Genomic DNA, 24,395 nt, shown 5'->3' with positions numbered 1-24,395 from the left:
TCGTGACTACTCCACCGCCGACATCCGGCCGACGCAGGCCGGGTCCCGCACCCCGGTTGAGCCGGGACCTCATCGCCGAGGCGGTGCTGGGGGTCGGCTTCGAGGAGGTCACGGTCACCGCGGTGGCGCAGCGGCTCAACGCCACGCACGCCGCGCTGTACCGGCACGTCACCGACCGGGACGACCTGGTGCGGGCCGCGATCGAACGGGTCGCCGACCGCGCGCCGCAACCGCTGCTGGGCCCGGACTGGGAGGAGCTGCTGCGCGGCGAGGCCTGGGTGCGCTGGCGGATCTTCACCGAGTACCCGGGCATCCGCCAGGCCATCTCCGGCCTGGCCTCGCCCACCGACCCCTTCGCCGCCCGCACCCTGCCCGTCATCCGGCACCTGGTGGTGCTGGGTTTCGCGCCGGATGCCGCGATGCTGGCCGCCGACGTGGTGGTGGACATGGTGGACGAGTCGGCGGTGACCGCGGTGGACGCCCGGCGGCTGGGCGCGGACGCGGTGGCCGAGCAGCTGCGCGAGACCTTCCCCGGCCCGGACGACGCGGAGCTGCGCCGGATCGCCTTCGAGGCCATGGTCGAAGATCAGGACGAGTGGTTCGGCGCCAAGCTGGACGTGGTGCTCGCCGGGATCCGCGTCACACTCACTCCGGGGACAGCGGCTACCCCGAAGGGTGACGCCTGACCCACTCATGGCGCACGCACCCCCCACCGGCGTGATACTGCCCCGGTCACCCACCCGGGGAGGACTGCCATGAACGAGCGGGGACTCACCCCGAAGGACATCCGCGAGGTGGAGTTCAGCAACTCCACGCTGCTCCGCCGCGGCTACGACGAAGGCGAGGTCGACGCCTTCCTGGACCGCGTCGAGGCCACCCTGCGGGGCGCCGACTCGGTCACCGCCCGCCAGGTCGACGAGGTCACCTTCAGCAAGCCGCCACTGGGCCGCCGCGGCTACAACGTCGACGAGGTGGACGCCTTCCTAGACCAGGTCGTAGTCACCCTCAGCGCCGTCGACGAAGCCGCAGGCTGACAACCCCGCCCCGAGTGTTGGCCGAACTTGTACGCAGTGTTGGCCGATACGGACGGTGTCTTGGCCGAAGTGGGACGCCGGGTCGACCGGTTCAGCCAACACGGTGTCCCACTTCGGCCAACACGGTGTACGAGATCGGCCAACACGGCGGGGTGGGGTCAGCCGCTGGAGCTGTCGCGGCCGTTTTCGATGTGGCCGGAGAGGCGGCGGCGGAAGGCGCCGTCGCCCTGGACGCGGATGGTGAGGTCGTACCAGCCGCGGGTGGCCGCTGCCGAGTGGTGCACGGTGCGGCTGGACGAGGGCGCGACGCGGATCTTGCGGCCGTCCAGATCGAAGGTGAGCGGGGTGCCGCCGGTGTTGCGCAGGGTCAGGCGGAGCAGGCGGGAGATGGCCGCGACCTCGCTGGTGACCTCGGCGGCCGAGCTCTTGTCACCGCCGAACTCGCGGCGGAAACCGTTGGGGCCCAACAGGGTCAACCGGTAGGACGATCCGGTGAGCGGGACTGCGTCGGTTTTCGCGCCTGCCACGTCGTAGTGCCGGGGCGCGAGGAACTCGCCGCCGTAGGAGTGCAGGGACAGGTGCGCGCTGGCCCGGCCGGAGTTGGTCAGGCGCAGCAGCAGGTGGGTGCCGGTGGCGTCCAGGGCGGCCGTGGCGTCCGGCTGGTAGGGCAGCGGGCGCGCGGGGCGGGTGCCCGGTTCGGGGGTGGGCAGCACGCCCTTGGCCGGGGGCGCCGGCCGCCAGCGGGAGATCGCGGGCGGGGTCTTGACCGGCTGCGTGGGCACCCGGCCCGGCCGGCGGCCGTGGAAGTCGAAGACCGAGGTCAGGTCGCCGGTGACGGTGCGCCGCCAGGTGCTGATGTTGGGTTCGCGGACGCCGAGCCAGGTCTCCAGGAAGCGCAGCACCGAGGTGTGGTCGAAGACCTGGGAGTTGACGTAGCCGCCGACCGTCCACGGGGACACGATGGTCGCCGGCACCCGGAAGCCCAGGCCGATGGGCAGGCCGTCCACGAACTCGTCCGCGGTGCCCGGCGGCGGGACCGGCGGGGGCACGTGGTCGAAGTAGCCGTCGTTCTCGTCGTAGTTGATGATCAACGCGGTGTGCCGCCACACCTCCGGGTCCGAGGCCAGCGCGTCCAGCACCTGGTAGGTGATCCCGGCGCTGGCCGCCGGCGAGGACGCGCCGGGGTGCTCGGAGTCCAGCGCGGAGGGCACCAGGTAGGACACCTCCGGCAACCGGCCCGCGGCGATGTCGGCGCGCAGCGAGGCGGCCAGCTGACCGGTCGGCACCCGGTGCAGGCCGCGGTCGTAGAGCGCGCGCTCCTCGGCGGTCAGCGTGGCCACGCCCTTGGCCAGCAGGTCCAGCAGTCGTTGCCGCTCAACGGGTTCGGCCTTGCGGACCTTGCCGTAGAAGGTGTCCAGGCTCTTGAAGTCACCGGCCGGGGCCAGCGCCTTGCGCGCGATGGCCTTGAAGCGGCTGAAGAACTCCAGCGCGTTGTCCTGGAAGTTGTCCCACTCCTGGTAGACCTGCCAGCTGCGGCCGGCCTGCTGCAGGCGTTCCGGGTAGGTGGTCCAGTCGTACCCGGCGTGCTTGTCCTCGTCATAGGCCCAGTTGCGCACCGCGCGGCGCTGCTGGTTCGGCGGCGGCTCGAAGCCGACCGTGCCGCTCATCAGGTACATCCGGTTCGGGTTGGTCGCGCCGAAGACCGAGCAGTGGTAGGCGTCGCACAGGGTGAAGGTGTCGGCCAGCTCGTAGTGGAACGGGATGTCCGCGCGGTCGTAGTAGGCCATGGTGGCCGGGGACTTCGCCCCGATCCAGCCGTCCAGCCTGCCCTGGCCCCAGGCCTTGTGCCCGCCGTCCCAGTCGTGGTCCAGGTCGCCGATGTAGTGCACCGCGTCCCCTGGCCGCTGGCTGTCCTTGGCCGCCTGCCGCACCGAGAACGGCGGCACCGGCTCGCCACCGGCCCTGGGCTGGGCGAAGACCGAGCCGCCACCGGGCAGTTCGAGCGCATTGCGGTCGCCGAAGCCGCGCACCCCGCGCAGCGTGCCGTAGTAGTGGTCGAAGGCCCGGTTCTCCTGCATCAGCACCACCACGTGCCGCAGGTCGCGCAGGCCCCCGGCGGGAGCGGGCAGGGCGAGCGCACGGTGCAGGGACGGCGGCAGCAACGAGCCGAGTGCGGCGGCGCCGAGGGTGGCGGCTCCGGTGGCGAGCACCCGGCGGCGGGAGACAGCGGTCATTCCGCCAACTTCACCCGGCAGGCGTTCATTGGGTAGAGGCGAAGGGATGACCATCGAGTGAATGAATGGCCCGCGCCGCCACGGTCAGTACACTCACCGCTACGGACCGGGCGCACTCGGTTCCGTTCGGTCACCGGTGTCAGGGGAAGGTGAGCCGTGGAGCAGCGGCCGAGCTGGGTGCCGAAGGAAGTCGATGTGTCCAAACCGAGCGCGGCCAGGGTCTACGACTACTTCCTGGGTGGCAGCTACAACTTCGCGGTGGACCGCGCCTTCGCCCAGCAGCTGCTCTCGGTCGCGCCGACCATGCCGATGGTGTGCAGGCAGAACCGCTCCTTCCTGCGCCGCGCGGTGCAGTACATCCTCGGCCACGGCGTGCGGCAGTTCCTGGACATCGGCTCCGGCCTGCCCACCACCGGCAACGTGCACGAGATCGCCCAGGCGGCCTACCCGGACGCCAAGGTGGTCTACGTGGACAACGAGCCGGTCGCGGTGGCGCACAGCGAGCTGATGTTGAAGGACAACGACAGCGCGACCATCCTGCACGCCGACGTGCGCGACCCGGACTGGATCCTCAACGCCCCGCAGACCAGGGCGCTGATCGACTTCGATCAGCCGGTGGCGCTGCTGATGGTGGCGCTGCTGCACTTCGTGCCCGATGCCGACGAGCCCGCGGAGTTCATGCGCCGCTACCGGGAGGTGCTCGCGCCGGGCAGCTTCCTCGCGCTGTCCCAGGGCACCGAGGAGCGGCAGCCGCCGCAGGTGCACGCGGTGCGCGACCTGTACAACCAGCGGGCCAACCGGGTGACCACCCGCACCAGCGCGGAGATCACCGCGTTCCTCGGCGACTTCGAGATCGTCGAGCCCGGCCTGGTGTTCACCCCGGAGTGGCGGCCGGAGTCGCCATCGGATGTGCCGGACGAGCCGGAGCTGGCCGGGTTCTACGCGATTGTGGGGCGCAAACCGTGACCGTGGTGGACCGTCGGCTCTGGGTGCCGACCGAGGTGAACGTGGACGCGCCGAGCGCGGCCAGGGTCTACGACTACCTGCTGGGCGGCAGCTACAACTTCGCCGCCGACCGGGCCTTCGCCCAGCAGGCCATCGCCATCCACCCCGGCCTGCCCATGGTGTGCCGGGAGAACCGCTCCTTCCTGCGCCGCGCGGTGCGCTTCTGCGCGGACAACGGGATCCGGCAGTTCCTGGACATCGGCTCCGGCCTGCCCACCTCCGGCAACGTGCACGAGGTGGCGCCGGAGGCCCGGGTGGTCTACGTGGACAACGAGCCGGTCGCGGTGGCGCACAGCCGGATGATGCTGCGCGGCTCGGACCGGGCCGCGATCGTGCACGCCGACCTGCGCGACCCGGACACCATCCTGAACGCGCCGGAGACCAGGCGGTTGCTCGACTTCGACCAGCCGGTCGGGCTGCTGATCGTGGCCGTGCTGCACTTCGTGCTGGACACCGAGCTGGTGAAGTCGGTGCTGGCCCGCTACCGCGAGCGGCTGGCGCCGGGCAGTGTGCTGGTGCTCTCGCACGGCACCCTGGAGGAGCAGGCGCCCTCGGCCAGGAAGATCCAGGAGCTCTACAACCGCAGCCCCAACAAGGTCATCACCCGCACGAAGCAGGAGTGCGTCGAGCTGATGGACGGATTCGAGATCGTCGAGCCCGGTGTGGTGTTCACCCCGCTGTGGCGGCCCGAGCCGCTGGCCGAGCGCCCGGAGCGCCCGCAGGACGCGGGCTGGTACGGCATGGCTGGCAGGCTGCTGTGACCGAGAACCCGAGGTCGGGCTGGGTGCCCCAGGGCGTGGACGTGGAGCGCCCCAGCGCCGCGCGCATCTACGACTACTACCTCGGCGGCGGCTACAACTTCGAGTCCGACCGGCAGTTCGCCCGCAAGGCCATCGCGCTGCTGCCCAGCCTGCCGATGATCGCCCAGCAGAACCGGGTGTTCCTGCGGCGGGCGGTGCGCTTCTGCGTGCAGCACGGGATCCGGCAGTTCCTGGACATCGGCTCCGGCATCCCGAGCGTGGGCAACGTGCACGAGGTGGCCCAGCAGATCAACCCGGAGGCCAGGGTGGTCTACGTGGACAACGAGCCGGTCGCGGTGGCGCACAGCCGGATGATGCTCTCCGGCGACCCGCGCACCGCGGTGGTGCAGGCCGACGTGCGCGACCCGGACTCGATCCTCGGCGCCCCGGAGACCAGGGCGCTGATCGACTTCGACGAGCCGGTCGGGCTGCTGATGGTGGCGCTGCTGCACTTCGTCCCGCCCGCTGATGAGCCCAAGGCGTTCCTGGCCCAGTACCGGGACGCGCTCGCGCCGGGCAGCTACCTGGCCCTCTCGCACGCCACCCTCGAGCACCAGCCCGCGATCACCGAGCAGGTCCGGCAGCTGTACGAGAACAGCCAGAACCCGATGACCTCGCGCACCAAGGCCGAGCTGGAGGTGCTCTTCGACGGGTTCGACCTCATCGCGCCGGGCATCGTGTTCACCTCGGCCTGGCGGCCGGAGAGCCCGGAAGAGGTCGGTGACGACCCGGAGCGGTCGGTGATCTACGCCGCGGTCGGGCGACGGCGGTGACCGTGGATGGCTGACCACGCGGCGTTCGCCAGGGCCTGGACCGCGCAGGTCTACGGCACCAGCTTCGTCTCGATGTCCCGGCCGGAGACCGAGCACTTCCTGCTCGGCCTGACCGGCCGGCTGGTCGCCGCGCTGACCGCGGAGCCGTTCAGCGCGGTGCCCGCCGCGCAGGTGGCCGAGGACCTGGTCGCCGCGCACTACACCGGCCCCACCGTGCTGGACCGGACGTTACGCCTGGTCGGCGACCACCTTCTGTCCACAGTGGATATTCAGAGGGGGAACTACCCGCGTCACGGCGAGCTACCCGGCCGGGTGGTCGCGCTGATGGCCGCGCTGGCCGCCGGGTATGCCGATGCCTTGCGCGAGCGCACCTTCGACGAGCAGGAGACCATCAAGCGGGCCGTGCTGCGCGCCCGCGACGACGCCGAGACCGCCCTGCGCGCCAGCGACGCCCGGTTCCGGGCGGTGTTCTCGGTCTCCCCCATCGGCATCGCGATCACCGACCTGCACGGGCGGATCGTGGAGGCCAACGGCGCGCTGCAGGAGATCCTGCGCAGCCCGGCGAGCGCGCTCACCGGCTGCACCCTGGCCGAGCTGGTGCACCCGGACGACGCGGCCGCGCTGACCCGGTGCGAGGCCGAGCTGGAACGCGGCGGGATCGAGCTGTACCGCACCGAGAAACGCTTCCTGCTGCCCGACGGCGACCTGGTGTGGGCCTTCCTGTCGGTGGCGCTGATCCACAACGCCAGGGGCCTGCCGACCTACCGGATGGCGATGGTGGAGGACATCTCCCAGCGCCACCTGCTCTACGAACAGCTGCGCAGGCAGACCCTGCACGACCAGCTCACCGGCCTGCCCAACCGGGCCAGGTTCACCAGCGCGGTGGACGGCCTGCTCAACCAGGCCGGGCCGAACGCGCGGGTGGCGCTGTGCCTGTTCGACCTGGACGGGTTCCGGGTGGTCAACGGCGGACTCGGGCCGGTGGTGGGCGATGAGGTGCTCAAGGAGGTCGGCGGCCGGATCAGCGACGGCGTGGCCGCGGAGCCGGAGTCGCTGGCCGCCTACCTCGGCGGGGACCGGTTCGCGGTGCTGCTGCCCCGCAGCTCCGGCGCGCAGGCCGCGGTCGCGCTGACCGAGCGGGTGCTGGCCGCGATCGGCGAACCGATCCAGGTGGTCGGGCACCGGCTGACCGTCTCGGCCAGCGCCGGGGTGGTGGAGCGCCCCGCCGCCGGGGTGCGCACCCCCGACCTCCTGCGCGACGCCGACCTCACCCTGCACTGGGCCAAGACCGACGGGCGCGGGCAGTGGACGCTGTTCGACACCGAGCGGGCCCGGCGGGAGCGGGTGCGCTACGAGATGGCCACCACCATGGCGCTGGCCATGGACAACGAGGAGTTCTACCTGGAGTTCCAGCCGGTGGTGCGGCTGCGCGACGGCCTGGTGCGCGGGGTGGAGGCGCTGCTGCACTGGGACCACCCGGAGCTGGGCGTGCTGGTGCAGGACGACTTCTGCGAGCTGGCCGAGGACATCGGCCTGATCGTCCGGCTGGGCCGCTGGGTGCTGCGGGAGGCCTGCGCGCAGGCCGCGGCCTGGACCGCCGAGCTGGGTGCGCGGGCGCCCGCGGTGAGCGTGAACCTGTGCCCCCGCCAGCTGCGCGACGCCGACCTGGTGCGCGATGTGCAGACCATCCTGCGGGACACCGGGCTCGCCCCGGACCGGCTGTGGCTGGAGATCCCGGAGAGCGCTGTCCCGGTGGAGGCCACCGAGGCCATCGAGACGCTGACCATCCTGGCCGAGATGGGCGTGGAGATCCTGCTGGACCGCTTCGGCAAGTCCCCGGCCGACCCGGCCCACCTGCGCAACCTGCCGCTGCACGCGGTGAAGGTGCACCGGGTCCCGCTGTCCACCCTCGGCAACGGCGTCGACCCGGCCCGGGAGCGGATGGTCGCGGACCTGATCGCGCTGGCGCACGTGCTGGAGCTGCCGGTGATCGTCGAGCACGTCTGCGACGCCGAGCAGGTGCGGCGGCTGACCGAGCTGGGCTGCGACGCGGCCCAGGGCCCCTACTTCGGGGTGGCCGGCACGCCGGAGGACGCGCGGGCGCTGCTGTCCGGGCAGTCCCCCAGCCGAGGTTGAGTAGTTCCCCGCTGTGCCGCGCCGCCGGTCTCGGCGAGTATTTGCCGCAGACGACGCGCCCGGACCTCAGGGGGAGGGCGATCATCAGGGGGATCCGGCGCGGGGAGGCGCTGGTCCGGGGGTGATCCGGTCGGGCGCGTCGTCTATGGGGACTCTGCCGCTACGAAGACTCTGCCGCCAGCTCCCGCGCGATCCGCAGGAACCGCGCGATCCAGGGGGCTCGGGAACCGGCGGGCCAGGCCAGCACGGTCCGGTACGGGGCGGCGTCGCGCACCGGCCGGTACTCGATGTCCGCCCGTGCGCTGTGCCTGGCCAGCGAGGACGGCACCAGGGCGATCGCCTGGCCGAGCGCGACGGTCTCCAGCAGCAGCGAGTTGTCGTGCACCTCGGGCCCATCCGGCAGGTCGTGGTCCCGGCCCGCCCAGTAGGCCCGCGCGGCCGGGGTCGCGCCCGGCCACTGCGGCATCGGGTGGCCGCGGAGGTCGGCGCAGTCCAGCACCGCCCGCGCGGCCAGCGGGTGCCCCAGCGGCAGCGCGGCCACCCTCGGTTCGGACAGCAGCGGCTCGACGTCGAACCCGGTGTGCTCGGCGGGTGAGCCGATCAGGGCCAGGTCGGCGCGGCCGTCGCTGAGCATGGCGGTCTGCTCGCCGTAACCGCTGATCACCACCTCCACCCGCACCGCATCCGGCAGCGCCGCCTGCGCGGTGACCATGCGGCGCAACAGTTCGGTGGCCACACCGGCCTTCGCGGTGATCACCACCGTCGGGGTGGGCGTGCCGGCGCGGCGGGTGCGGTGCACCGCGGCGGAGAGCGCGTCCAGCACCCGGCCGGTCTCGGTGAGCAGGGCCTGCCCGGCGGCGGTCAGCTCGACCGTGCGGGTGTCCCGCAGGAACAGCGGCACGCCGAGCCGCCGCTCCAGCTGGCGGATCGCCCTGGACAGCGCGGGCTGGGCGATGCCGAGCCCGGCCGCCGCCCTGGAGAAGTTCAGCTGCTCGGCCACGGCGCGGAAGTACCGCAGCTCGCGCACCTCCACCTCGCTCATGCCGCCAGGGTATAAGCACAGACCAAGCCGGTATTTCCGGCCGCGCCCCGGCCCTGGTGGGGTGAACGCATGAGCAATTCGGTGGCGCTGGTGACCGGCGCCAACAAGGGAATCGGCCGGGAGATCGCCAGGGGCCTGGCCGCCGCCGGGCTGACCGTCTACCTCGGCGCCCGCGATCAGGAGCGGGGCGCGCGGGCGGCGGCGGAGCTGCCGGGCGAGGTGCGGGTGCTGCGGCTGGACGTGACCAGCCAGGCCGAGGTGGACGGCGCGGCCGCGCGGATCGAGGCGGAGACCGGGCGGCTGGACGTGCTGGTGAACAACGCGGGCGTGGCCCTGGACTGGGCGCACGGCCCGGCCGGGGCGGATGCCGAGGCGCTGCGGCGCAGCTTCGAGGTGAACGTCTTCGGCGCGGTGGCGATGACCAGGGCCTGCCTGCCGCTGCTGCGCGGGGCCGAGGTCGGGCGGGTGGTCAACGTGTCCAGCCCGCTGGGCTCGCTCGGCCTGCTCAGCACGCCGGAGAGCCCGATCGCGCAGCGCCACCTGCTGGCCTACAGCTCGTCCAAGGCCGCGCTGAACGCGGTCACCCTGCTCTACGCCAACGCGCTGCGCCCGGACGGCGTGCTGGTCAACGCGGTCAGCCCCGGCCTGGTGGCCACCGACCTCAACGCCGGGTCCCCGTTCCCCAGGGGCGAACGCACCCCGGCGGAGGGAGCGGCGCTGCCGATCCGGCTGGCGCTGCTGGGCGCGGACGGGCCGACCGGCCAGTTCTGGGGCGAGGACGGCATCATCCCGTGGTGACCGAGGCAGGAGAGATGAGCGAACAGCACAAGCGGACCGTCCAGGACTTCCTCAACCTGGCCTTCAACTACAAGCGCCCGGCGGAGGCCTTCGCCCGGCACGTGCACCCGGACTACGTCCAGCACAACCCGCACGCCCCGGACGGCGCCGCCGCCTCGGCCGCGCACCTGACCGACTTCGTCGCCCGGTTCCCCGCCCTGAGCCTGGAGATCAAGCGGGTCTTCGCCGACCGGGACCACGTGATCACGCACTGCCACCTGAAGCTGACGCCGGAGAGCCGGGGCACGGCCATCATGGACATCATGCGGCTGTGGGAGGGGCGGATCGTGGAGCACTGGGACGTGGCGCAGGAGGTGCCTGAGCAGGCCGCGAACAGCAACACGATGTTCTAGGACCTAAGCTGGGCACTCGTGCTCTACCGACTGATCCTCACCCTGGTGCTGCGGCGGTTCGACGCCGAGCGGGTGCACCACCTGAGCTTCGGCGCGCTGAAGCTGCTGGCCGCGATTCCCGGGGTGCTGCCGCTGGTGCGCCGCCTGCTCGCGCCGAAGGACCCCGCGCTGCGGACCAGGGTGCTCGGGCTGGACCTGCCGGGGCCGCTGGGGCTGGCCGCCGGGTTCGACAAGGACGCCACCGGGCCGGACGCACTGGCCGCGCTGGGTTTCGGGTTCGTGGAGATCGGCACGCTCACCGCGCACGCCCAGCCGGGCAACCCGAAGCCGCGGCTGTTCCGGCTCTTCGCCGACCGGGCCATCGTGAACCGGATGGGCTTCAACAACGGTGGCGCGGCGGCCGCGGCCCAGCGGCTGCGGGCCCGGCGGGCGCGCGGGCAGTCCGGGGTGGTCGGGGTCAACATCGGCAAGACCAAGGCCACGCCCGAGGCCGAGGCGGTCGGCGACTACGTGACCAGCGCGAAGCTGCTGGCCGGGGTCGCCGACTACTTCGTGGTCAACGTCAGCTCGCCCAACACGCCCGGCCTGCGCAACCTCCAGGCCGTCGACCAGCTGCGGCCGCTGCTCACCGGGGTGCGGGCCGCGCTGGACGAGGCGGGCCGGCGGGTGCCGCTGCTGGTCAAGATCGCGCCGGACCTCTCCGACGAGGACGTGGACGCGGTCGCCGACCTGGCGCTGGAGCTGGGCCTGGACGGGATTATCGCGACCAACACCACCATCGGCAGGGAGGGGCTGGCCAGCCCCGCCGCCGAGGTGGAGCGGGCCGGGGCCGGTGGGCTGTCCGGGGCGCCGCTGAAGCAGCGGTCGCTGGCCGTGCTGCGGCGGCTGCGCGCACGGACGGGTGATCGGCTGGTGCTGGTCTCGGTCGGCGGCATCGAGTCGGCCGAGGACGTGTGGCAGCGGCTGCGCGCTGGTGCGAGTCTGGTGCAGGGCTACACCGGCCTGATCTACGGCGGCCCGCTGTGGCCGTGGCGGATCCACCGAGACCTGTCCAGGAGGCTTCGTGCCAGCGGTTACCGCTCCCTCGATGAGGTGGTTGCGCGCGACTGACCCGGTCAGCGGTTTACAAGGTCGGGCCGATTCTTGAAAATCACCGGCATGCTCCGCCTCCTGCGCATGCTCCTGTGCCTGCTGCTGGTGGCGCCGCTGCTGGCCTCCGGACCGGCGGGCGCGACCGCCCTGGCCGCTTGCCCGGAACCCGCCCAGCCCAAGCGGCAGCTGCGCGGGCTGTGGATCGCCAGCGTGTCCAACATCAACTGGCCGTCCCGGTCCGGCCTGTCCGTCGCGCAACAACAGGACGAGTACCGGCGGTTGCTGGACCGGGCCAAGCAGCTGCGGTTCAACGCGGTGTTCGTGCAGGTCCGCCCGGCCTCGGACGCGTTCTACCCGTCCACCCTGGAACCGTGGTCGCAGTACCTGACCGGGACCCAGGGCCAGTCCCCCGGCTACGACCCGCTGGCCTTCCTGGTCGCCGAGGCGCACGCCAGGGACCTGGAGTTCCACGGCTGGTTCAACCCGTACCGGGTGAGCACCCAGCCCGATCCGGCCAAGCTGGCGCCCAGCCACCCCGCGCGGGTGCACCCGGACTGGGTGATCCGCTACGGCAACGGGCTGGTCTACAACCCCGGCCTGCCCGCGGTCCGCGCGCACGTGCGCGAGGTGATCAGCGATGTGCTCGGCCGCTACGACCTGGACGGCGTGCACTTCGACGACTACTTCTACCCGTACCCGGTGGCCGGTCAGGAGTTCCCGGACGAGGCGACCTACCGCCAGCACGGCGCGGACTTCCCGGTGAAGGCGGACTGGCGGCGGGACAACGTGAACCGGCTGATCCGGGAGGTCGGCGAGCAGATCGGCGCGCGCAAGCCCTGGGTGTCCTTCGGGGTCAGCCCGTTCGGCGTGTGGCGGGACAAGCGACACGACCCGACCGGCTCGGAGACCACCGCGGGCGTGCACAACTACGACGACCTCTACGCCGACACCCGGACCTGGATCCGCAACGCCTGGATCGACTACGTGGCGCCGCAGGTGTACTGGAGCATCGGCTACCCGCCGGCCGCCTACGACAAGCTGATCCCCTGGTGGGCCAAGGAGGTCGAGGGCACCGGGGTGTCCCTCTACATCGGACAGGGCGCCTACAAGATCGGCACCAGCAACCCCGCGGCCTGGACCGACCCGGAGGAGATGCCCAAGCACCTGGCGCTCAACCGGTCGCACCCGCAGGTCGGCGGCGACATCTACTACAACGTCAACAGCGTCTTCGCCAACCCGCTGGGCTTCGCCGACCGGCTCAATGCCGACCAGCACCGCCATCCCGCGCTGGTGCCGGTCCGCGGCACCGTCCCCGGCACACCGCCCGGCGCGCCGGCCGGTGTGCGCGCCGAGCCGAATCCCGGCGGCGGCTACAAGCTGAGCTGGCAGGCCACCGCGGGCGCGAGCGCGTTCGCGGTGTACCGGCTGCCCGGACACCAGTCCGTCACCGAGTGCTCCACCGCCGATCCGGCCACCCTGCTGGGCACCACCCGCGAGAAGTCCCTGCTCGACGCGGGCGCGCCGACGGACCGCCGGTTCACCTACCTGGTCACCGCCCTGGACCGCACCCACCGGGAGAGCACGCCGCGCCCGGTCTGGGTGCCCGCCTTCTGGGAGTTCTGATGCGCCGATTCCTCGTTGCCCCACTGGCCGCGTTATGCGCTCTGCTCGCGGCTCCCGCCTCGGCCACCGCCGGAAAGTCCACCATGATCGACTTCCATGCCTGGCAGTCCGTGCACGACTTCCACCAGGGCGCCAACGAGGGCACCACGGCCACCCCGAGCGGGCTGACCATGGCCACGCCCGCGGGCACCACCGGCTACACCGACCCGCACACCGGGAAGACCCAGCAGTTCGAGTACGCCCGCTGGACCTCCTCCCGGCGCGCGCTGTCCTTCCCCGCCACCGAGCTCATCGCCTCCTGGAACGCGAGCACCCCGGCCGAGACCTGGTTGCAGGTGGAGCTGCGCGGCCGCGGCGGATCGTCCACTGTGGACAGCAAGTGGTACGTGATGGGCCGGTGGGCCTCGGCGGACTCGCTGATCAAGCGGACCACGGTGCCGGACCAGGGTGACGCCAACGGTTCCGTGGACGTGGACACCTTCAAGGCCACCACCCCGTGGACCTCCTACCAGCTGCGGGTGACGCTGTACCGGGTGCCGGGCGCGAAGTCCGCCGCGCAGGTGACCAAGGTGGGCGCGCTGGCCTCGGCCATCCCGGACCGGTTCATCGTGCCGGCCAGCGGGCCGGGCGGGGCCTGGGGCATGGAGCTGCCGGTGCCGCGCTACTCGCAGAACGTGCACCGCGGCAACTTCCCGGAGTACGGCGGCGGCGGTCAGGTGTGGTGCAGCCCGACCTCCACCCAGATGGTGCTGGAGTACTGGGGCCGCAAGCCCTCCGCCGAGCAGATGTCCTGGATTCCGCAGGGCTACACCGATCCGAGCGTGGCCTACGCGGCCCGGCACAACTACGACTACGACTACCGGGGCACCGGCAACTGGCCGTTCAACACCGCCTACGCGGCCTCCTTCGGGCTGGCCGGGCACATCACCAGGCTCAGCTCGCTGACCGAGCTGGAGCGCTACATCCGGCAGGGCATCCCGGTGATCACCTCGCAGTCGTTCCTGGCCTCCGAGCTCGATGGCGCGGGCTACGGCACCACGGGGCACATCATGGTGGTGGTCGGGTTCACCCGCACCGGCGACGTGATCGCCAACGACCCGGCCTCGCCGAACAACCCTGCGGTGCGGCACGTGTACAAGCGGGCGCAGTTCGAGAACATCTGGCAGCGCACCAAGCGGTACCGGGCCGACGGCTCAGTGGCCGGCGGCCCGGGAGGCATCGCCTACGTCATCCATCCGCGCTGGCTGCCGTTGCCGTGACGCACGGTCAGGGCCGGTAGTGACCGCCACCGCCACCCCGGCCGCGGCCGGTCAAGCGGGCGAACAGGCGCTGGAGCTTGGCCCGGTTCTTCGGCTTGGCCGCCTGCCTGCGGGCCTGGTCGATCAGTCGTTGGCCCTTCGGGCTGGAAGCGAACCGGGCGAGCTTGGCGAACAGTCCGGCCATCTCAACTCCTCAAGTTCAGCGGTCGGGTGTTCCCGGTCTACCCGAACGAGCGGTGTCCGAATCGCCGGAAACGTGTCCGCCCATTGGAACGCGCGCATGGCTGCTCCGGTTCCCGGCGGTGCTGCGGTTAGATGCGCCCATGCGCGTTTCCCTCCTCGCCGCCACACTGGCCCTCGTCGCGGCCGCCACCGCCTGCGCCCCGGCTGACCAGGGCAGATCACCAGGGGCCAGCGGTCCCTCGGACTGCGCCAAGGGCTCGCTGAAGACCGTGGCCGCGGGCAAGCTCACCTTCGGCACCGACGAGCCGGCCTACGAGCCGTGGTTCACCGGCAACGACCCGGCCAACGGCAAGGGCTTCGAGTCCGCGGTGGCCTACGCCGTGGCAGGCAAGCTCGGCTTCGCCAAGGAGGAGGTCAGCTGGGTGCGGGTGCCGTTCAACGCGGCCATCCAGCCCGGCCCGAAGACCTTCGACGCGGACCTGAACCAGTTCTCCATCACCGATGAGCGGCGCAACGCGGTGGACTTCTCCGCCCCGTACTACACCGTGCGCCAGGCCGTGGTGGCGCTGAAGGAGTCCCCGGCGGCGACCGCGAAGTCGGTGGCCGAGCTGGCCGGGTTCACCCTGGGCGCGCAGGTCGGCACCACCAGCTACGACGCGGTGACCAACCAGGTCAAGCCGAAGAAGCAGGCCTCGGTCTACAACACCAACGACGACGCCAAGCAGGCCCTGCGCAACAACCAGGTCCAGGCGCTGGTGGTGGACCTGCCGACCGCGTTCTACATCACCTCGGCGGAGATCTCCGAGGCGGTCATCGTCGGCCAGCTGCCCGCCGGCGGCGGCAAGCCGGAGCAGTTCGGCGCGGTGCTGGACAAGGGCAGCGCGCTCACCGGCTGCTTCACCAAGGCGGTGGAGGCGCTGCGCGCGGACGGCACGCTGGCCAAGCTGGAGCAGGAGTGGCTGGCCGCGGCGGGCAAGGCGCCGGAACTCTCGTGACCACAGTGGAACCCAGCTCGATCCAGCGGGAACGCCTGGCGTACCAGCGATCCCGCCGCCGCAAGTCCACTGTGGTCGCTCTGCTGTCCACAGTGGTCTTCGCGGTGGCGGCCTGGCTGACCATCACCAGCGCGCCGGGCTGGCCACGGGTGCGCGACTCGTTCTTCAACTACGAGGCCGCGGTCAAGGCGCTGCCCGCGGTGCTGGACGGGCTGTGGCTCAACATCAGGGTGCTGGTGGTCTGCGAGGTGCTGATCCTGGCGCTGGGCCTGGCGGTGGCCGCGCTGCGCACGCTGCGCGGCCCGGTGTGGTTCCCGCTGCGCGCGCTGGGCACCGGCTACGTGGACCTCTTCCGCGGCCTGCCGCTGATCATCGTGCTGTACCTGGTCGGCTTCGGCCTGCCCGGCCTGCGGCTGACCGGCATCCCGAACGAGCCGGTGGTGCTGGGCTCGATCGCGCTGGTGCTGGTCTACTCCGCCTACGTGGCCGAGGTCTTCCGGGCCGGCATCGACTCGGTGCACCCCTCGCAGCGCGCCTCGGCCCGCTCGATCGGGCTCACCCACGCCCAGACCATGCGGATCGTGGTGCTGCCGCAGGCGGTGCGCCGGGTGCTGCCGCCACTGCTCAACGACTTCGTGGCGCTGCAGAAGGACTGCGGCCTGATCTCGGTGCTGGGCGCGGTGGACGCGGTGCGCGCGGCGCAGATCTCCTCGGCCACCGCCTACAACTTCACCCCGTACGTGCTCGCCGGGCTGCTGTTCGTGCTGCTGGCGGTGCCGTCCGGCCGACTGGCCGACTGGGCGAGCGCGCGGGCGGCGCGCCGGCAGTCCGGCGGAGGTGTGGCATGAGCGAACCCGTGCTCCGGGTGCGCAACCTGGTCAAGCGCTACCACGGGAACCCGGTGCTGGGCGGGGTCGACCTGGACGTGGCCGAGCACGAGGTGGTGGTGCTGATCGGCGCCTCCGGCTCCGGCAAGTCCACCCTGCTGCGCTGCGTGAACCTGTTGGAGGAGCTGGACGACGGGCAGATCCTGCTCGACGGCGAGGACATCTCGCACCCGCGCACCGACCCGGATGTGGCCAGGCGGCGGATGGGCGTGGTGTTCCAGGCGTTCAACCTGTTCCCGCACCTGTCCGTGCTGGACAACGTCACCCTGGCGCCCAGGGTCGTGCACAGGGCAGACCGGGGGCAGGCCGAGGAGCAGGCGCTGGCGCTGCTGGCCAGGGTCGGCCTGGCGGACAAGGCGAACAGCTACCCGGACCGGCTCTCCGGCGGCCAGCAGCAGCGGGTGGCCATCGCCCGCGCCCTGGCCTACGAGCCGCGCCTGCTGCTGCTCGACGAGATCACCAGCGCCCTGGACCCGGAACTGGTCGGCGAGGTGCTCGCCCTGGTGCGCGAGCTGGCCGGGCAGGGCCGCACGCTGCTGATGGCCACGCACGAGATGGGCTTCGCCAAACAGGTCGCCGACCGGGTCTGCTTCCTCGACGGCGGCGTGCTGCTGGAACAGGGCCCGCCGGAGCAGGTGCTCGGCGACCCGGTCGAGCCCCGCACCCGGCAGTTCCTCAGCCGCATCATCGCCGCCGGACGGCTTTAAGCCGCCCCTGGCAGGACTTGGTGCGGGTAGTCCGGTGACCTGTGCTGGAAGGACAGGATGTCCGGGTTCTGGATCACGCCGTCGCGGATCTCGGTGGCGCGCCGCAGGATGTCGTCGGCCGCCCAGGCGGCCGGGCCGTCGAGCACGGTCGCCAGGTGCGGCAGCACCGCCTGGCTGATCTCCCAGGTGGCCGAGTTCCACAGGTGCGAGGGGCTGTGGTCGACGCCGTAGTAGTGGATGTTGTCGCCCACGGTGAACATGGGCTCGGTGAACGTGGTCGGCCGGGCCCAGCTGAACCCCATGCCCTCGTCGCAGGAGACGTCCACGATGAGGCTGCCGGGGGCCAGGGCGGGCAGGTCCGCCTCGGCCAGGAAGGTCAGCGGCGCGTCGGTGCGCTGCAACACGCAGTTGACGATGATGTCGTGCTCGCCCAGGAACTCCGCCAGCGGCACCCGGCCCCGGTCGGCCAGCACCTGGCTGCTCCGGGCATCGCCGTTGTGCTCCAGGTGCTTGATCCGCGCGGAGTGGATCGGCGAGCCGACCGCGGTGACCCCTCGGCCGGTCAGCACGGTCACCTCGTGCACGCCGTGCGCGTTGAGCGCGGTCACCGCGCCGCGCGCGGTGGCGCCGAAACCGATCACCACCGCCCGCAGCCGCCTGCCGTAGTCCCCGGTGCTGCCCACGAGCTGCATGGCGTGCAGCACCGAGCAGTAGCCGGCCAGCTCGTTGTTCTTGTGGAAGACGTGCAGGCTGAACCCGCCGTCGGCGGTCCAGTGGTTCATCGCCTCGAAGGCGATCAGGGTCAGCTTCCGGTCCACCGCGAGCTGGGTGATCTCCGCGTTCTGCACGCAGTGCGGCCAGCCCCAGAGCAGCTGGCCCTCGCTCAGCGCGGCGACGTCCTCAGGCATCGGCTTGAGGTGCAGGATCGCCTCGCACTTGGCGAGCAGCCACTCCCGCGAGCGCAGTCCGCCGACGTAGGGTGCGAGCGCGTCGTCGGAGACGCCGAAACGAGCGCCGTAGCCGCGCTCCAGGAAGATGTTCTCCCGGAGCGCGGCGTCGATCAGCCGCAGGTGGGCGGGGTGGATCGGCAGCCTGCGCTCGTTCTCCTTGGTTGAGCGCGCCAGCACGCCGAGGTTGAGCCGGTCCGCGCTCAGCGGACGGTCTCGGCGATGTGGTCCATCGCGTGCAGCACGTGTGCGGCCAGCGCGGTGGCGTCCTTCTCGTTGAGCTTGGAGTTTTCCCGCAGCGTGTTCTTGACCAGTTCGATCCGGCGGTCGTAGCGGGACATGGGGGTGATGGTGGTGGTCATGGTGAGTTCTCCTAACCCGGGCAGACACAACCTCGGTTGAGTCCGCTGCTCGCGGACGCCGCGCAGTACCGCGCGGCGATCTGGTCGTGGTCGTGCCAGGCGTGCGGGCAGGCGAGGCAGACCGGCTCATCGCCGGTGGCCATACGTGGATCCGAACTCATCCCGGCGCTCCCGCCTCCGGCCAGCGAATGCCGGCCGGGAATCGTGGTGCGCCCAAGGCGGCGTCAGCTTGATTGCCTCCGCGCGACATACCCTCGGTGACAACAACCTTACCCGGTAACCGCTAGATCCGGGTCAGCGCCTCACGCAGGCTGCGGGTGAGGCCCTGCGGGGACAGCTCCTTGGTGAGGTCGTTGAGGCACTGGCACTCCGCGGGCGGCCGCTGCATGCGGACGCAGGCGTAGACGCCGAGCACCTGGAGCGCCCGCGCGGTGGCCAGCCTGCCCTGCTCGCCGGGCAGGCGGCAGCCGCGGCGCATCCGGTTGGCGATCTTGCGCTCCACCGACCACCGGCCGGGCAGGAACCCGCCCGCCCTGGCCGCGGCCCGGCGGAACACGTTGGGCGAGAGCAGCCTGCGGGACTGCCGGGCCAGGCGGCGGCAACTGGCCGGGCGCAGGCCGAACTGGAACGAGGTCCACAACGGCTGACCGGCCAGCTCGATGGTGCGGCGGCGCACCAGGCGCTTCCACTCGGCGGTGGCGATCACCGCGACCAACTGTGCCGCCTGGGCGTCGGACAGTGGGCGCGCGCGATGCCGCGCACGTCCACCGCCCACCCGGATCATGGTCCGAGACTGCTACGAACCCAGGGGCTCTCACCAGCCGCTATCGGGGTTAGAGGCGAACGCCCCGTTCGGCCAACCAGGTGCCAGGGTTCACCTTTTTGCCGCCTGGCGCCCACACCTCGAAGTGCAGGTGCGGTCCGGTGGACTGGCCGCGGTTGCCCATGGTCGCGATCTGCTGCCCGGCCTGCACCTGCTGGCCCGCGCGGACCATGGAGGCGTTGATGTGGCCGTAGACGGTGATCGTGCCGTCCTTGTGCTGCACCCGCACCCACAGGCCGAAGCCGCTGGCCGGGCCGGACTCGACCACGGTGCCGTCGGCTGCGGACAGGATCGGGGTGCCGATCGAGTTGGCGATGTCCACGCCGTAGTGCATGGTGCCGCCGCGCATGCCGAAGTTCGAGGTGAACCGGCCCTCGGCGGGCCGGACGAACTCGCCGCCGGGCTTGCTCGCGGCCTTCGCCGCCGCGGCCGCGGCCCGCTTGGCCGCCTCGGCGGCGACCTTCTCGGCCTCCGCCTTGTCCGCGTCGGCCTTCGCCTTCTCGGCCTCGGCCTTCGCCTTCTCGGCTTCGACCTTCTCCGCCTCGGCCTTCTGGGCGGACTGGCGCTCGTCGGCGATCCGCTCGGCCTTGGCCAGCTTGGCCAGTTCGATGCCGGGGTCGGTGGTCACCGCCCTCGGCAGGACCTCGGGGGCCGATCGGGCGACTCCGGCGAAGTTCGCCTGCAGGTCGGCCGGCTCGGGGTTGGCCCCGGAGGTCGAGGAGGTCATCAACTGGAACGGGCTGCCCACCACGACCGTCGTGGTCAGTGCGGCGGCAGCCGCCATTGTGCTTCCGCGCCACTTCGGGGTGGTGGCGCGGGCTCTATGTCGAGCCACAGACTCGTTGCCTTTCCGTCTCGGGGAGCCCGGTCGAGACACCCGGCGGGGGATCCGGGTCTGTGGCGGATTCGGGGTCCACCACAGGTTGTCTCGCGTGACCGAACCGTGACGTTCGGCCGGGACGGTAACCACCAGCGATAACGGGAAGCAAGCTTTAGGGGTTCAAAGGGCGAAGTTTGGTGACAGATACCACTGGGTAACCACGGAGGGTCAGGTCCCGTGTATGGGCCGCAACCGGCGCGCGGTCAGCTCAGCCAGCGCCCCGGTCTCGACCGCCAGCCTGCGCAACCCGGTCAGCACCGCCTCGGCCGCGGCCGGGCCGAGAACCTCCTGGTAGTGCGCCCGAAGATCAGCTCGCGCGGTACGGGCCGCCTCGATCGCGCCGAGTCCCCGCTCGGTCAGCTCGACCACCCGGCCCCGCTGGTCCCCCTCGTCCACACTGCGCCGCGCGTAGCCGAGGCGGGCCAGCTCGGTCACCGTCTTGGACACCCCCTGCGGGGTCATGCCGAGCTTGGCCGCCAGCTCGGAGATCCGCGCCGGACCGGGGATGAGGTGCTGGAACAGGTAGCCGTGCGCCTGCCGCAGCCCGGTGAACCCGGCCGCCTCCACCCGGCGGCGCACCTCGGCGTCGGCGGCCGCGGACAGCGCGGTGAACAGCAGCACAAGATCGTCGGCCGGGTCGAGCACGGCGGTCCCTCCGAAATTTACGAAACCACGGTTGCGCAACTGTGGTTGACTAGTCGCATGGAGCTTACGGTCCACGGCCACTGCGATCCCGCCTTCGCCGCGGTGCGGGAGGCGTTCGCGGCCGGGTTCGCCTCAGGTGAGGACCAGGCCGCGGCGGTGTCCGTGCGGGTGGACGGGCGCACCGCGGTCGACCTGTGGGGCGGCCCATGGCAGCGGGACACCGTGGTGAACCTGTTCTCGGTGACCAAGGGCGTGCTCGCGGCGTGCGCGCACCGGCTGATCGAGCGCGGGCAGCTCGACCCCGAAGCGCCGGTGACCCGGTACTGGCCGGAGCTCACCACGCCGGTCACGGTCGCCGACCTGCTCGCGCACCGCGCCGGCCTGCCCGCGCTGCGCGCTGCCCAGCCGCCGGGCGCGCTGTTCGACTGGGCGCAGATGGCCGCCGCGCTGGCCGCCGAACAGCCCTGGTGGGAGCCGGGCACCGCGCACGGCTACCACCCGGTGACCTGGGGCTGGCTGGTCGGCGAGGTGCTGCGCCGGGTCTCCGGCCGCACCCCGCGCGAACTGGTCGCCCAGCTCGGCCTGGACCTGCACATCGGCCTGCCGCTCGGGCAGGCCCACCGCGCCGCGCCGATCACCGCCGCGCCGCTGGTCCCGCCCGGCCCCGGCGAGCCCGGCGGCGAACTGCTGGCCGCACTGGCCGATCCCACGTCGATGGCCGCGCTCGCCTTCGTCAACCCGCCCGATCTGCTGACCCCCGATCTGGTGGCCGACCCGCGCTGGCGGCAGGCGGAGATCCCGGCCGCCAACGGCCACGGCAACGCCCGCGCGCTCGCCGAGCTGTACGGCGGTCTGGCCTGCCAGGACCTCCCCGGCGCGGTTGAGGAGCGCTCAGCGGGCCGGGACGCGGTGCTGCTCGGACACACCAGGTTCAGCCTCGGTTTCATGCTCCCCGGCGAGCTCAGGCCGTTCTCCCCCGGTCCGCGGGCCTTCGGCCATCCCGGCGCGGGCGGCGCGCTCGGGTTCGCCGATCCGGACGCCCGGCTGGGCTTCGGGTTCACGCCGAGCCGCACGATCACCACCTTGCACGGCGCGGACCCCCGGTGGCGGCGACTGGTACCGGCGGTTTACGCCTGCTTGTGATGTTGTGGGGCACGCGCGCGCCTGCCAGGGTGAGCGCGTGGACTGGAACGCCCCGCTGGACAACTACTGCGAACGCGTGGCGCCCGGTCTGTGGGGCGAACCGCTCAACGCGGTCAGCAACGCCGGTTTCATCATCGCCGCGTTCGCGCTGTGGTGGCTGATGCGCCGCCGGTCCGCACCGGCCAGCCTGCACACGCTGGCCGCGCTGCTGCTGCTGATCGGCCTGGGCAGCCTGGCCTTCCACACCTTCGCCAACGGCTGGTCGGTGCTGCTGGACGTCGGCTTCATCGCGCTGTTCATCCACTTCTACGTGGTCTGCTTCCTGCACTGGTTCTGGGGCCTGAAGTGGCACTGGGCCTGGCTCGGCGTGCCCGCCTACCTGGTCGTCGGCCAGCTCATCTCGCTCACCCTCGGCCGACTGGTCGGCGGGGGCGGCGGCCAGTACCTGCCCGCGCTGATCACCATGATCGCCTTCGCGGTCGCCCTCGGCCTGCACCGGGACCCGGCGCTGCGGCCCTACCGCAAGTGGTTCGGCCTGACCGCGGCGCTGTTCGCGGTCTCGCTGTTCCTGCGCACGGTCGACGGCCCGGTGTGCGGCCAGTTCGTCATCGGCACCCACTTCCTGTGGCACCTGTGCAACGCGGGCGTGCTGTTCCTGGTCGCCTACGCGCTGCTGCTGCGCTGGCGCGAGGTGAACGAGCGCCGAACTCTCCAGTGAACCACCGAGGCCGGGAACGCGTCGTTCGTCCCGTTCGTTGGCCTTACGCTGGGCCACACAATCCTCACAGGGAATAAGGACGGTTACTGGTGTTCAAGCGGATGCTCCAGGCTTTCGGCGTTGGCGGGCCGACCGTGGACACGGTGCTCCACGACCCGAACTGCCGGCCGGGCGGGCAGCTCTCCGGTGAGGTCCGCCTCGCGGGCGGCAGCGCCGACGTCGACATCGAACACGTGACGCTGTCCCTGGTGACCCGGATGGAGGTCGAGCGCGGCGACAGCGAGCACAACGCCGTGGTCGAGTTCTTCCGGGTCGCGGTGGCCGGCCGGTTCCAGCTGCGCGAAGGCGAGCAGCGCAGCATCCCGTTCCAGCTCCCGGTGCCGTGGGAGACCCCGGTGACCCTGGTCGGCGGCGCGCCGCTGCGCGGCATGTCGGTGGGCGTGCGCACCGAGCTGTCCGTGGCCAAGGCCGTGGACAAGGGCGACCTGGACGCGGTGCACGTGCACCCGCTGCCCTCCCAGGAAGCCGTGCTGGACGCCTTCGGCCGCCTCGGCTTCCAGTTCAAGAACGCCGACGTCGAACGCGGTCACCTGCACGGCGTGCGCCAGGAGCTGCCGTTCTACCAGGAGATCGAGTTCTTCCCGCCGAGCCAGTACGCGGGCCGGATCAACGAGGTCGAGCTCACCTTCGTGGCCAGCCCCGGCGAACTCGCCGTGGTCCTGGAAGCCGACAAGCGCGGCGGCCTGTTCCGCAGCGGCGGCGACGCCTTCGGCCGCTTCCACCTCAGCCACCAGGAAGCCGAGCGCACCGACTGGGCCGCGCACATCGACGGCTGGCTGGGCCAGGCCGCGGGCCGGATGGCCCAGCACTACGGCCAGCAGCCCGGTTACGGCCACCAGCAGGGCTACGGCCACCAGCAGCACTACGGCGACCACGACGACCACCGCCGCGGCGGTGGCGGGATGGGCATGGGCGGCATGGTCGCGGCCGGTGCCGCTGGTGTGGTCGGCGGGTTCGTCGCGGCGGAGATGATCGACGAGGTGGGCGACTTCTTCGGCGGCGACGACGAGTGAGGTTCGCGGGCGGTTGAGCTTCGCGAACCGCAAGTGAGGGACGGTCCTGTGTGGACCGTCCCTTTTCTTTGCCTCAGGCCAGATTCCCGCCGGTGACGGCAGCCATGTGCCGAGGCAGGTGCTGCCACACCTCCGGCGTGTAGAAGTGTGCACCGGGGAGTTCGTCCGCGCGGAAGTCGCCGGTGGTCATCTCCTGCCAGCGGCGTGCGCCTGCCAGGGTCACCGGGTCCTGGGCTCCGATCAGGGCCTGGACCGGGATGTTGACCGTGGTTCCCGGTTGGTAGCGGTAGGTGCCGTGCAGGGCCAGGTCCGCGCGGAAGGCCGCCAGCACCACCTGGGCCAGGTCCTCGTCGGCCAGGATCTCCTCCGGCAGCGTGCCGTACTCCCTGATCCAGGCCAGCAGCTCGGCGTCGGCGTGCCGGGCCACCGGACCGGTGTCGCCGGTGAAGCGCAGGTACGGCGGGGCGTGGTGGCCGGAGACGACCAGCGCGGCCGGCGCTTCCGCCGTGTCCGCCAGGCGGACCGCGGTCTCGAAGGCGACCAGCGCGCCCATGCTGTGTCCGGCGAGCACGTACGGCAGCCGGGCCGCCGAGCGCACCGCGGTCACCACGTCGGCTACCAGGTCCGCGAAGTCGGCGGGCATCGGCTCGGTGAACCGGCGTTCCCTTCCCGGGTAGCAGATCAGCACCAGCTCGGTGTCCGCAGGCAGCGCCCGCGCCCATGGCCGCAGTGGCGCGGTGCCGCCGCCCGCGTAGCTCAGGCCGATCAGCATCCGGGTGGCGTCCGGGCGGGGCAGGGGCCGCGCCACTGAGGTCAGTCCGCTCATCGTCCCAGCACACTACGG

The 24,395-nt window shown here is 71.9% G+C and carries 27 protein-coding genes; 17 read left to right on the top strand and 10 right to left on the bottom strand.

The window, feature by feature from the left end; genetic code table 11:
• Positions 1–2 precede the first annotated feature (2 nt).
• Both N8J89_RS06540 and N8J89_RS06535 read left to right on the top strand, forming a co-directional pair.
• Positions 3–686 (top strand): TetR/AcrR family transcriptional regulator, encoded by a 684-nt coding sequence (locus N8J89_RS06540; RefSeq protein ID WP_283663453.1) that lies wholly within the window; start codon positions 3–5, stop codon positions 684–686.
• A gap of 69 nt (positions 687–755) precedes the next feature.
• A complete protein-coding gene (locus N8J89_RS06535) occupies positions 756–1,034 on the top strand; it encodes a DivIVA domain-containing protein (protein ID WP_283663452.1) in 279 nt (92 codons plus the stop codon).
• 158 nt (positions 1,035–1,192) lie between these two features.
• Here N8J89_RS06535 and N8J89_RS06530 read toward each other — a convergent pair whose 3' ends face one another.
• Positions 1,193–3,268 (bottom strand): phosphocholine-specific phospholipase C, encoded by a 2,076-nt coding sequence (locus tag N8J89_RS06530; protein ID WP_283663451.1) that lies wholly within the window; start codon positions 3,266–3,268, stop codon positions 1,193–1,195.
• A gap of 156 nt (positions 3,269–3,424) precedes the next feature.
• On the opposite strand from N8J89_RS06530, the gene N8J89_RS06525 reads away from it, so the two are divergent.
• The 4 genes from N8J89_RS06525 to N8J89_RS06510 are packed head-to-tail and all read left to right on the top strand — an operon-like array spanning position 3,425 to position 7,982.
• Entirely contained in the window at positions 3,425–4,234 is an 810-nt protein-coding gene (locus N8J89_RS06525) for an SAM-dependent methyltransferase (protein WP_283663450.1), read from the top strand.
• Between the two features lie 5 nt (positions 4,235–4,239).
• On the top strand, positions 4,240–5,034 hold the full coding sequence (locus N8J89_RS06520; protein ID WP_283663449.1) for an SAM-dependent methyltransferase: 795 nt from the start codon (positions 4,240–4,242) through the stop codon (positions 5,032–5,034).
• A complete protein-coding gene (locus N8J89_RS06515; protein ID WP_283663448.1) occupies positions 5,031–5,846 on the top strand; it encodes an SAM-dependent methyltransferase in 816 nt (271 codons plus the stop codon). The genes N8J89_RS06520 and N8J89_RS06515 overlap by 4 nt, the downstream gene beginning before the upstream one ends.
• Before the next feature lie 6 nt (positions 5,847–5,852).
• The gene (locus N8J89_RS06510) at positions 5,853–7,982 is read left to right on the top strand and encodes a putative bifunctional diguanylate cyclase/phosphodiesterase (RefSeq protein ID WP_283663447.1); all 2,130 of its coding nucleotides are present in this window, start codon (positions 5,853–5,855) and stop codon (positions 7,980–7,982) included.
• A 160-nt stretch (positions 7,983–8,142) separates the two neighbouring features.
• Here N8J89_RS06510 and N8J89_RS06505 read toward each other — a convergent pair whose 3' ends face one another.
• Complete coding sequence (locus tag N8J89_RS06505; RefSeq protein ID WP_283663446.1) at positions 8,143–9,024, bottom strand: LysR family transcriptional regulator; 882 nt, start codon at positions 9,022–9,024, stop codon at positions 8,143–8,145.
• Between the two features lie 69 nt (positions 9,025–9,093).
• On the opposite strand from N8J89_RS06505, the gene N8J89_RS06500 reads away from it, so the two are divergent.
• Genes N8J89_RS06500 through N8J89_RS06480 form a run of 5 tightly spaced genes read left to right on the top strand, consistent with a single transcriptional unit; the run spans position 9,094 to position 14,188 of the window.
• Positions 9,094–9,822 carry an SDR family oxidoreductase gene (locus tag N8J89_RS06500; RefSeq protein WP_283663445.1) on the top strand — a complete coding sequence of 243 codons (729 nt, stop codon included), beginning with the start codon at positions 9,094–9,096 and terminating at the stop codon, positions 9,820–9,822.
• Positions 9,819–10,214: a nuclear transport factor 2 family protein gene (locus N8J89_RS06495; RefSeq protein ID WP_283663444.1), complete on the top strand. Its 396-nt coding sequence runs from the start codon at positions 9,819–9,821 to the stop codon at positions 10,212–10,214. The genes N8J89_RS06500 and N8J89_RS06495 overlap by 4 nt, the downstream gene beginning before the upstream one ends.
• An 18-nt stretch (positions 10,215–10,232) precedes the next feature.
• Positions 10,233–11,324, top strand: a complete 1,092-nt coding sequence (locus N8J89_RS06490; RefSeq protein WP_283663443.1) for a quinone-dependent dihydroorotate dehydrogenase — start codon at positions 10,233–10,235, stop codon at positions 11,322–11,324.
• Between the two features lie 48 nt (positions 11,325–11,372).
• Entirely contained in the window at positions 11,373–12,929 is a 1,557-nt protein-coding gene (locus N8J89_RS06485) for a glycoside hydrolase family 10-like protein (protein WP_283663442.1), read from the top strand.
• A complete protein-coding gene (locus N8J89_RS06480) occupies positions 12,929–14,188 on the top strand; it encodes a C39 family peptidase (RefSeq protein ID WP_283663441.1) in 1,260 nt (419 codons plus the stop codon). The genes N8J89_RS06485 and N8J89_RS06480 overlap by 1 nt, the downstream gene beginning before the upstream one ends.
• Positions 14,189–14,195: 7 nt before the next feature.
• On the opposite strand, the gene N8J89_RS06475 is transcribed toward N8J89_RS06480, so the two are convergent.
• Complete coding sequence (locus N8J89_RS06475; RefSeq protein ID WP_283663440.1) at positions 14,196–14,372, bottom strand: hypothetical protein; 177 nt, start codon at positions 14,370–14,372, stop codon at positions 14,196–14,198.
• Between the two features lie 139 nt (positions 14,373–14,511).
• Here N8J89_RS06475 and N8J89_RS06470 point away from each other — a divergent pair, with 139 nt between their 5' ends.
• The 3 genes from N8J89_RS06470 to N8J89_RS06460 are packed head-to-tail and all read left to right on the top strand — an operon-like array spanning position 14,512 to position 16,960.
• Positions 14,512–15,366: an ABC transporter substrate-binding protein gene (locus N8J89_RS06470; RefSeq protein ID WP_283663439.1), complete on the top strand. Its 855-nt coding sequence runs from the start codon at positions 14,512–14,514 to the stop codon at positions 15,364–15,366.
• Positions 15,363–16,214: an amino acid ABC transporter permease gene (locus N8J89_RS06465; RefSeq protein WP_283663438.1), complete on the top strand. Its 852-nt coding sequence runs from the start codon at positions 15,363–15,365 to the stop codon at positions 16,212–16,214. The genes N8J89_RS06470 and N8J89_RS06465 overlap by 4 nt, the downstream gene beginning before the upstream one ends.
• Positions 16,211–16,960 (top strand): amino acid ABC transporter ATP-binding protein, encoded by a 750-nt coding sequence (locus N8J89_RS06460; RefSeq protein ID WP_283663437.1) that lies wholly within the window; start codon positions 16,211–16,213, stop codon positions 16,958–16,960. Before N8J89_RS06465 ends, N8J89_RS06460 begins: the two co-directional genes overlap by 4 nt.
• Here the strand turns inward: N8J89_RS06460 and N8J89_RS06455 are convergent.
• The 6 genes from N8J89_RS06455 to N8J89_RS06430 all read right to left on the bottom strand — a co-directional run bounded on the left by N8J89_RS06455 (position 16,957) and on the right by N8J89_RS06430 (position 20,617).
• The gene (locus N8J89_RS06455; RefSeq protein WP_283663436.1) at positions 16,957–18,087 is read right to left on the bottom strand and encodes a N(5)-(carboxyethyl)ornithine synthase; all 1,131 of its coding nucleotides are present in this window, start codon (positions 18,085–18,087) and stop codon (positions 16,957–16,959) included. The genes N8J89_RS06460 and N8J89_RS06455 overlap by 4 nt on opposite strands.
• A 23-nt stretch (positions 18,088–18,110) precedes the next feature.
• Complete coding sequence (locus N8J89_RS06450; RefSeq protein WP_283663435.1) at positions 18,111–18,269, bottom strand: DUF6307 family protein; 159 nt, start codon at positions 18,267–18,269, stop codon at positions 18,111–18,113.
• An 11-nt stretch (positions 18,270–18,280) separates the two neighbouring features.
• Positions 18,281–18,412, bottom strand: a complete 132-nt coding sequence (locus N8J89_RS06445) for an RGCVC family protein (protein ID WP_283666105.1) — start codon at positions 18,410–18,412, stop codon at positions 18,281–18,283.
• Between the two features lie 140 nt (positions 18,413–18,552).
• Positions 18,553–19,053, bottom strand: coding sequence for a hypothetical protein (locus tag N8J89_RS06440; protein WP_283663434.1), 501 nt, complete (start codon positions 19,051–19,053; stop codon positions 18,553–18,555).
• A gap of 49 nt (positions 19,054–19,102) precedes the next feature.
• Positions 19,103–19,876 carry a M23 family metallopeptidase gene (locus tag N8J89_RS06435; RefSeq protein WP_349497448.1) on the bottom strand — a complete coding sequence of 258 codons (774 nt, stop codon included), beginning with the start codon at positions 19,874–19,876 and terminating at the stop codon, positions 19,103–19,105.
• Between the two features lie 264 nt (positions 19,877–20,140).
• A complete protein-coding gene (locus N8J89_RS06430) occupies positions 20,141–20,617 on the bottom strand; it encodes a MarR family winged helix-turn-helix transcriptional regulator (RefSeq protein ID WP_283663433.1) in 477 nt (158 codons plus the stop codon).
• Between the two features lie 57 nt (positions 20,618–20,674).
• Here N8J89_RS06430 and N8J89_RS06425 point away from each other — a divergent pair, with 57 nt between their 5' ends.
• The 3 genes from N8J89_RS06425 to N8J89_RS06415 all read left to right on the top strand — a co-directional run bounded on the left by N8J89_RS06425 (position 20,675) and on the right by N8J89_RS06415 (position 23,551).
• A complete protein-coding gene (locus tag N8J89_RS06425; protein ID WP_283663432.1) occupies positions 20,675–21,760 on the top strand; it encodes a serine hydrolase domain-containing protein in 1,086 nt (361 codons plus the stop codon).
• A gap of 37 nt (positions 21,761–21,797) precedes the next feature.
• The gene (locus N8J89_RS06420; RefSeq protein ID WP_283663431.1) at positions 21,798–22,478 is read left to right on the top strand and encodes a hypothetical protein; all 681 of its coding nucleotides are present in this window, start codon (positions 21,798–21,800) and stop codon (positions 22,476–22,478) included.
• A gap of 89 nt (positions 22,479–22,567) precedes the next feature.
• Positions 22,568–23,551: a sporulation protein gene (locus tag N8J89_RS06415; protein ID WP_283663430.1), complete on the top strand. Its 984-nt coding sequence runs from the start codon at positions 22,568–22,570 to the stop codon at positions 23,549–23,551.
• A gap of 73 nt (positions 23,552–23,624) precedes the next feature.
• Here the strand turns inward: N8J89_RS06415 and N8J89_RS06410 are convergent, their stop codons facing one another.
• The gene (locus N8J89_RS06410) at positions 23,625–24,377 is read right to left on the bottom strand and encodes a thioesterase II family protein (RefSeq protein ID WP_283663429.1); all 753 of its coding nucleotides are present in this window, start codon (positions 24,375–24,377) and stop codon (positions 23,625–23,627) included.
• Positions 24,378–24,395: the final 18 nt, after the last annotated feature.

Source organism: Crossiella sp. CA-258035, from assembly GCF_030064675.1.
Classification (GTDB): Bacteria; Actinomycetota; Actinomycetes; order Mycobacteriales; family Pseudonocardiaceae; genus Crossiella.
The sequence above is the reverse complement of the archived record's forward strand: the minus strand, read 5'-3'. Positions and strand labels throughout refer to the sequence as shown.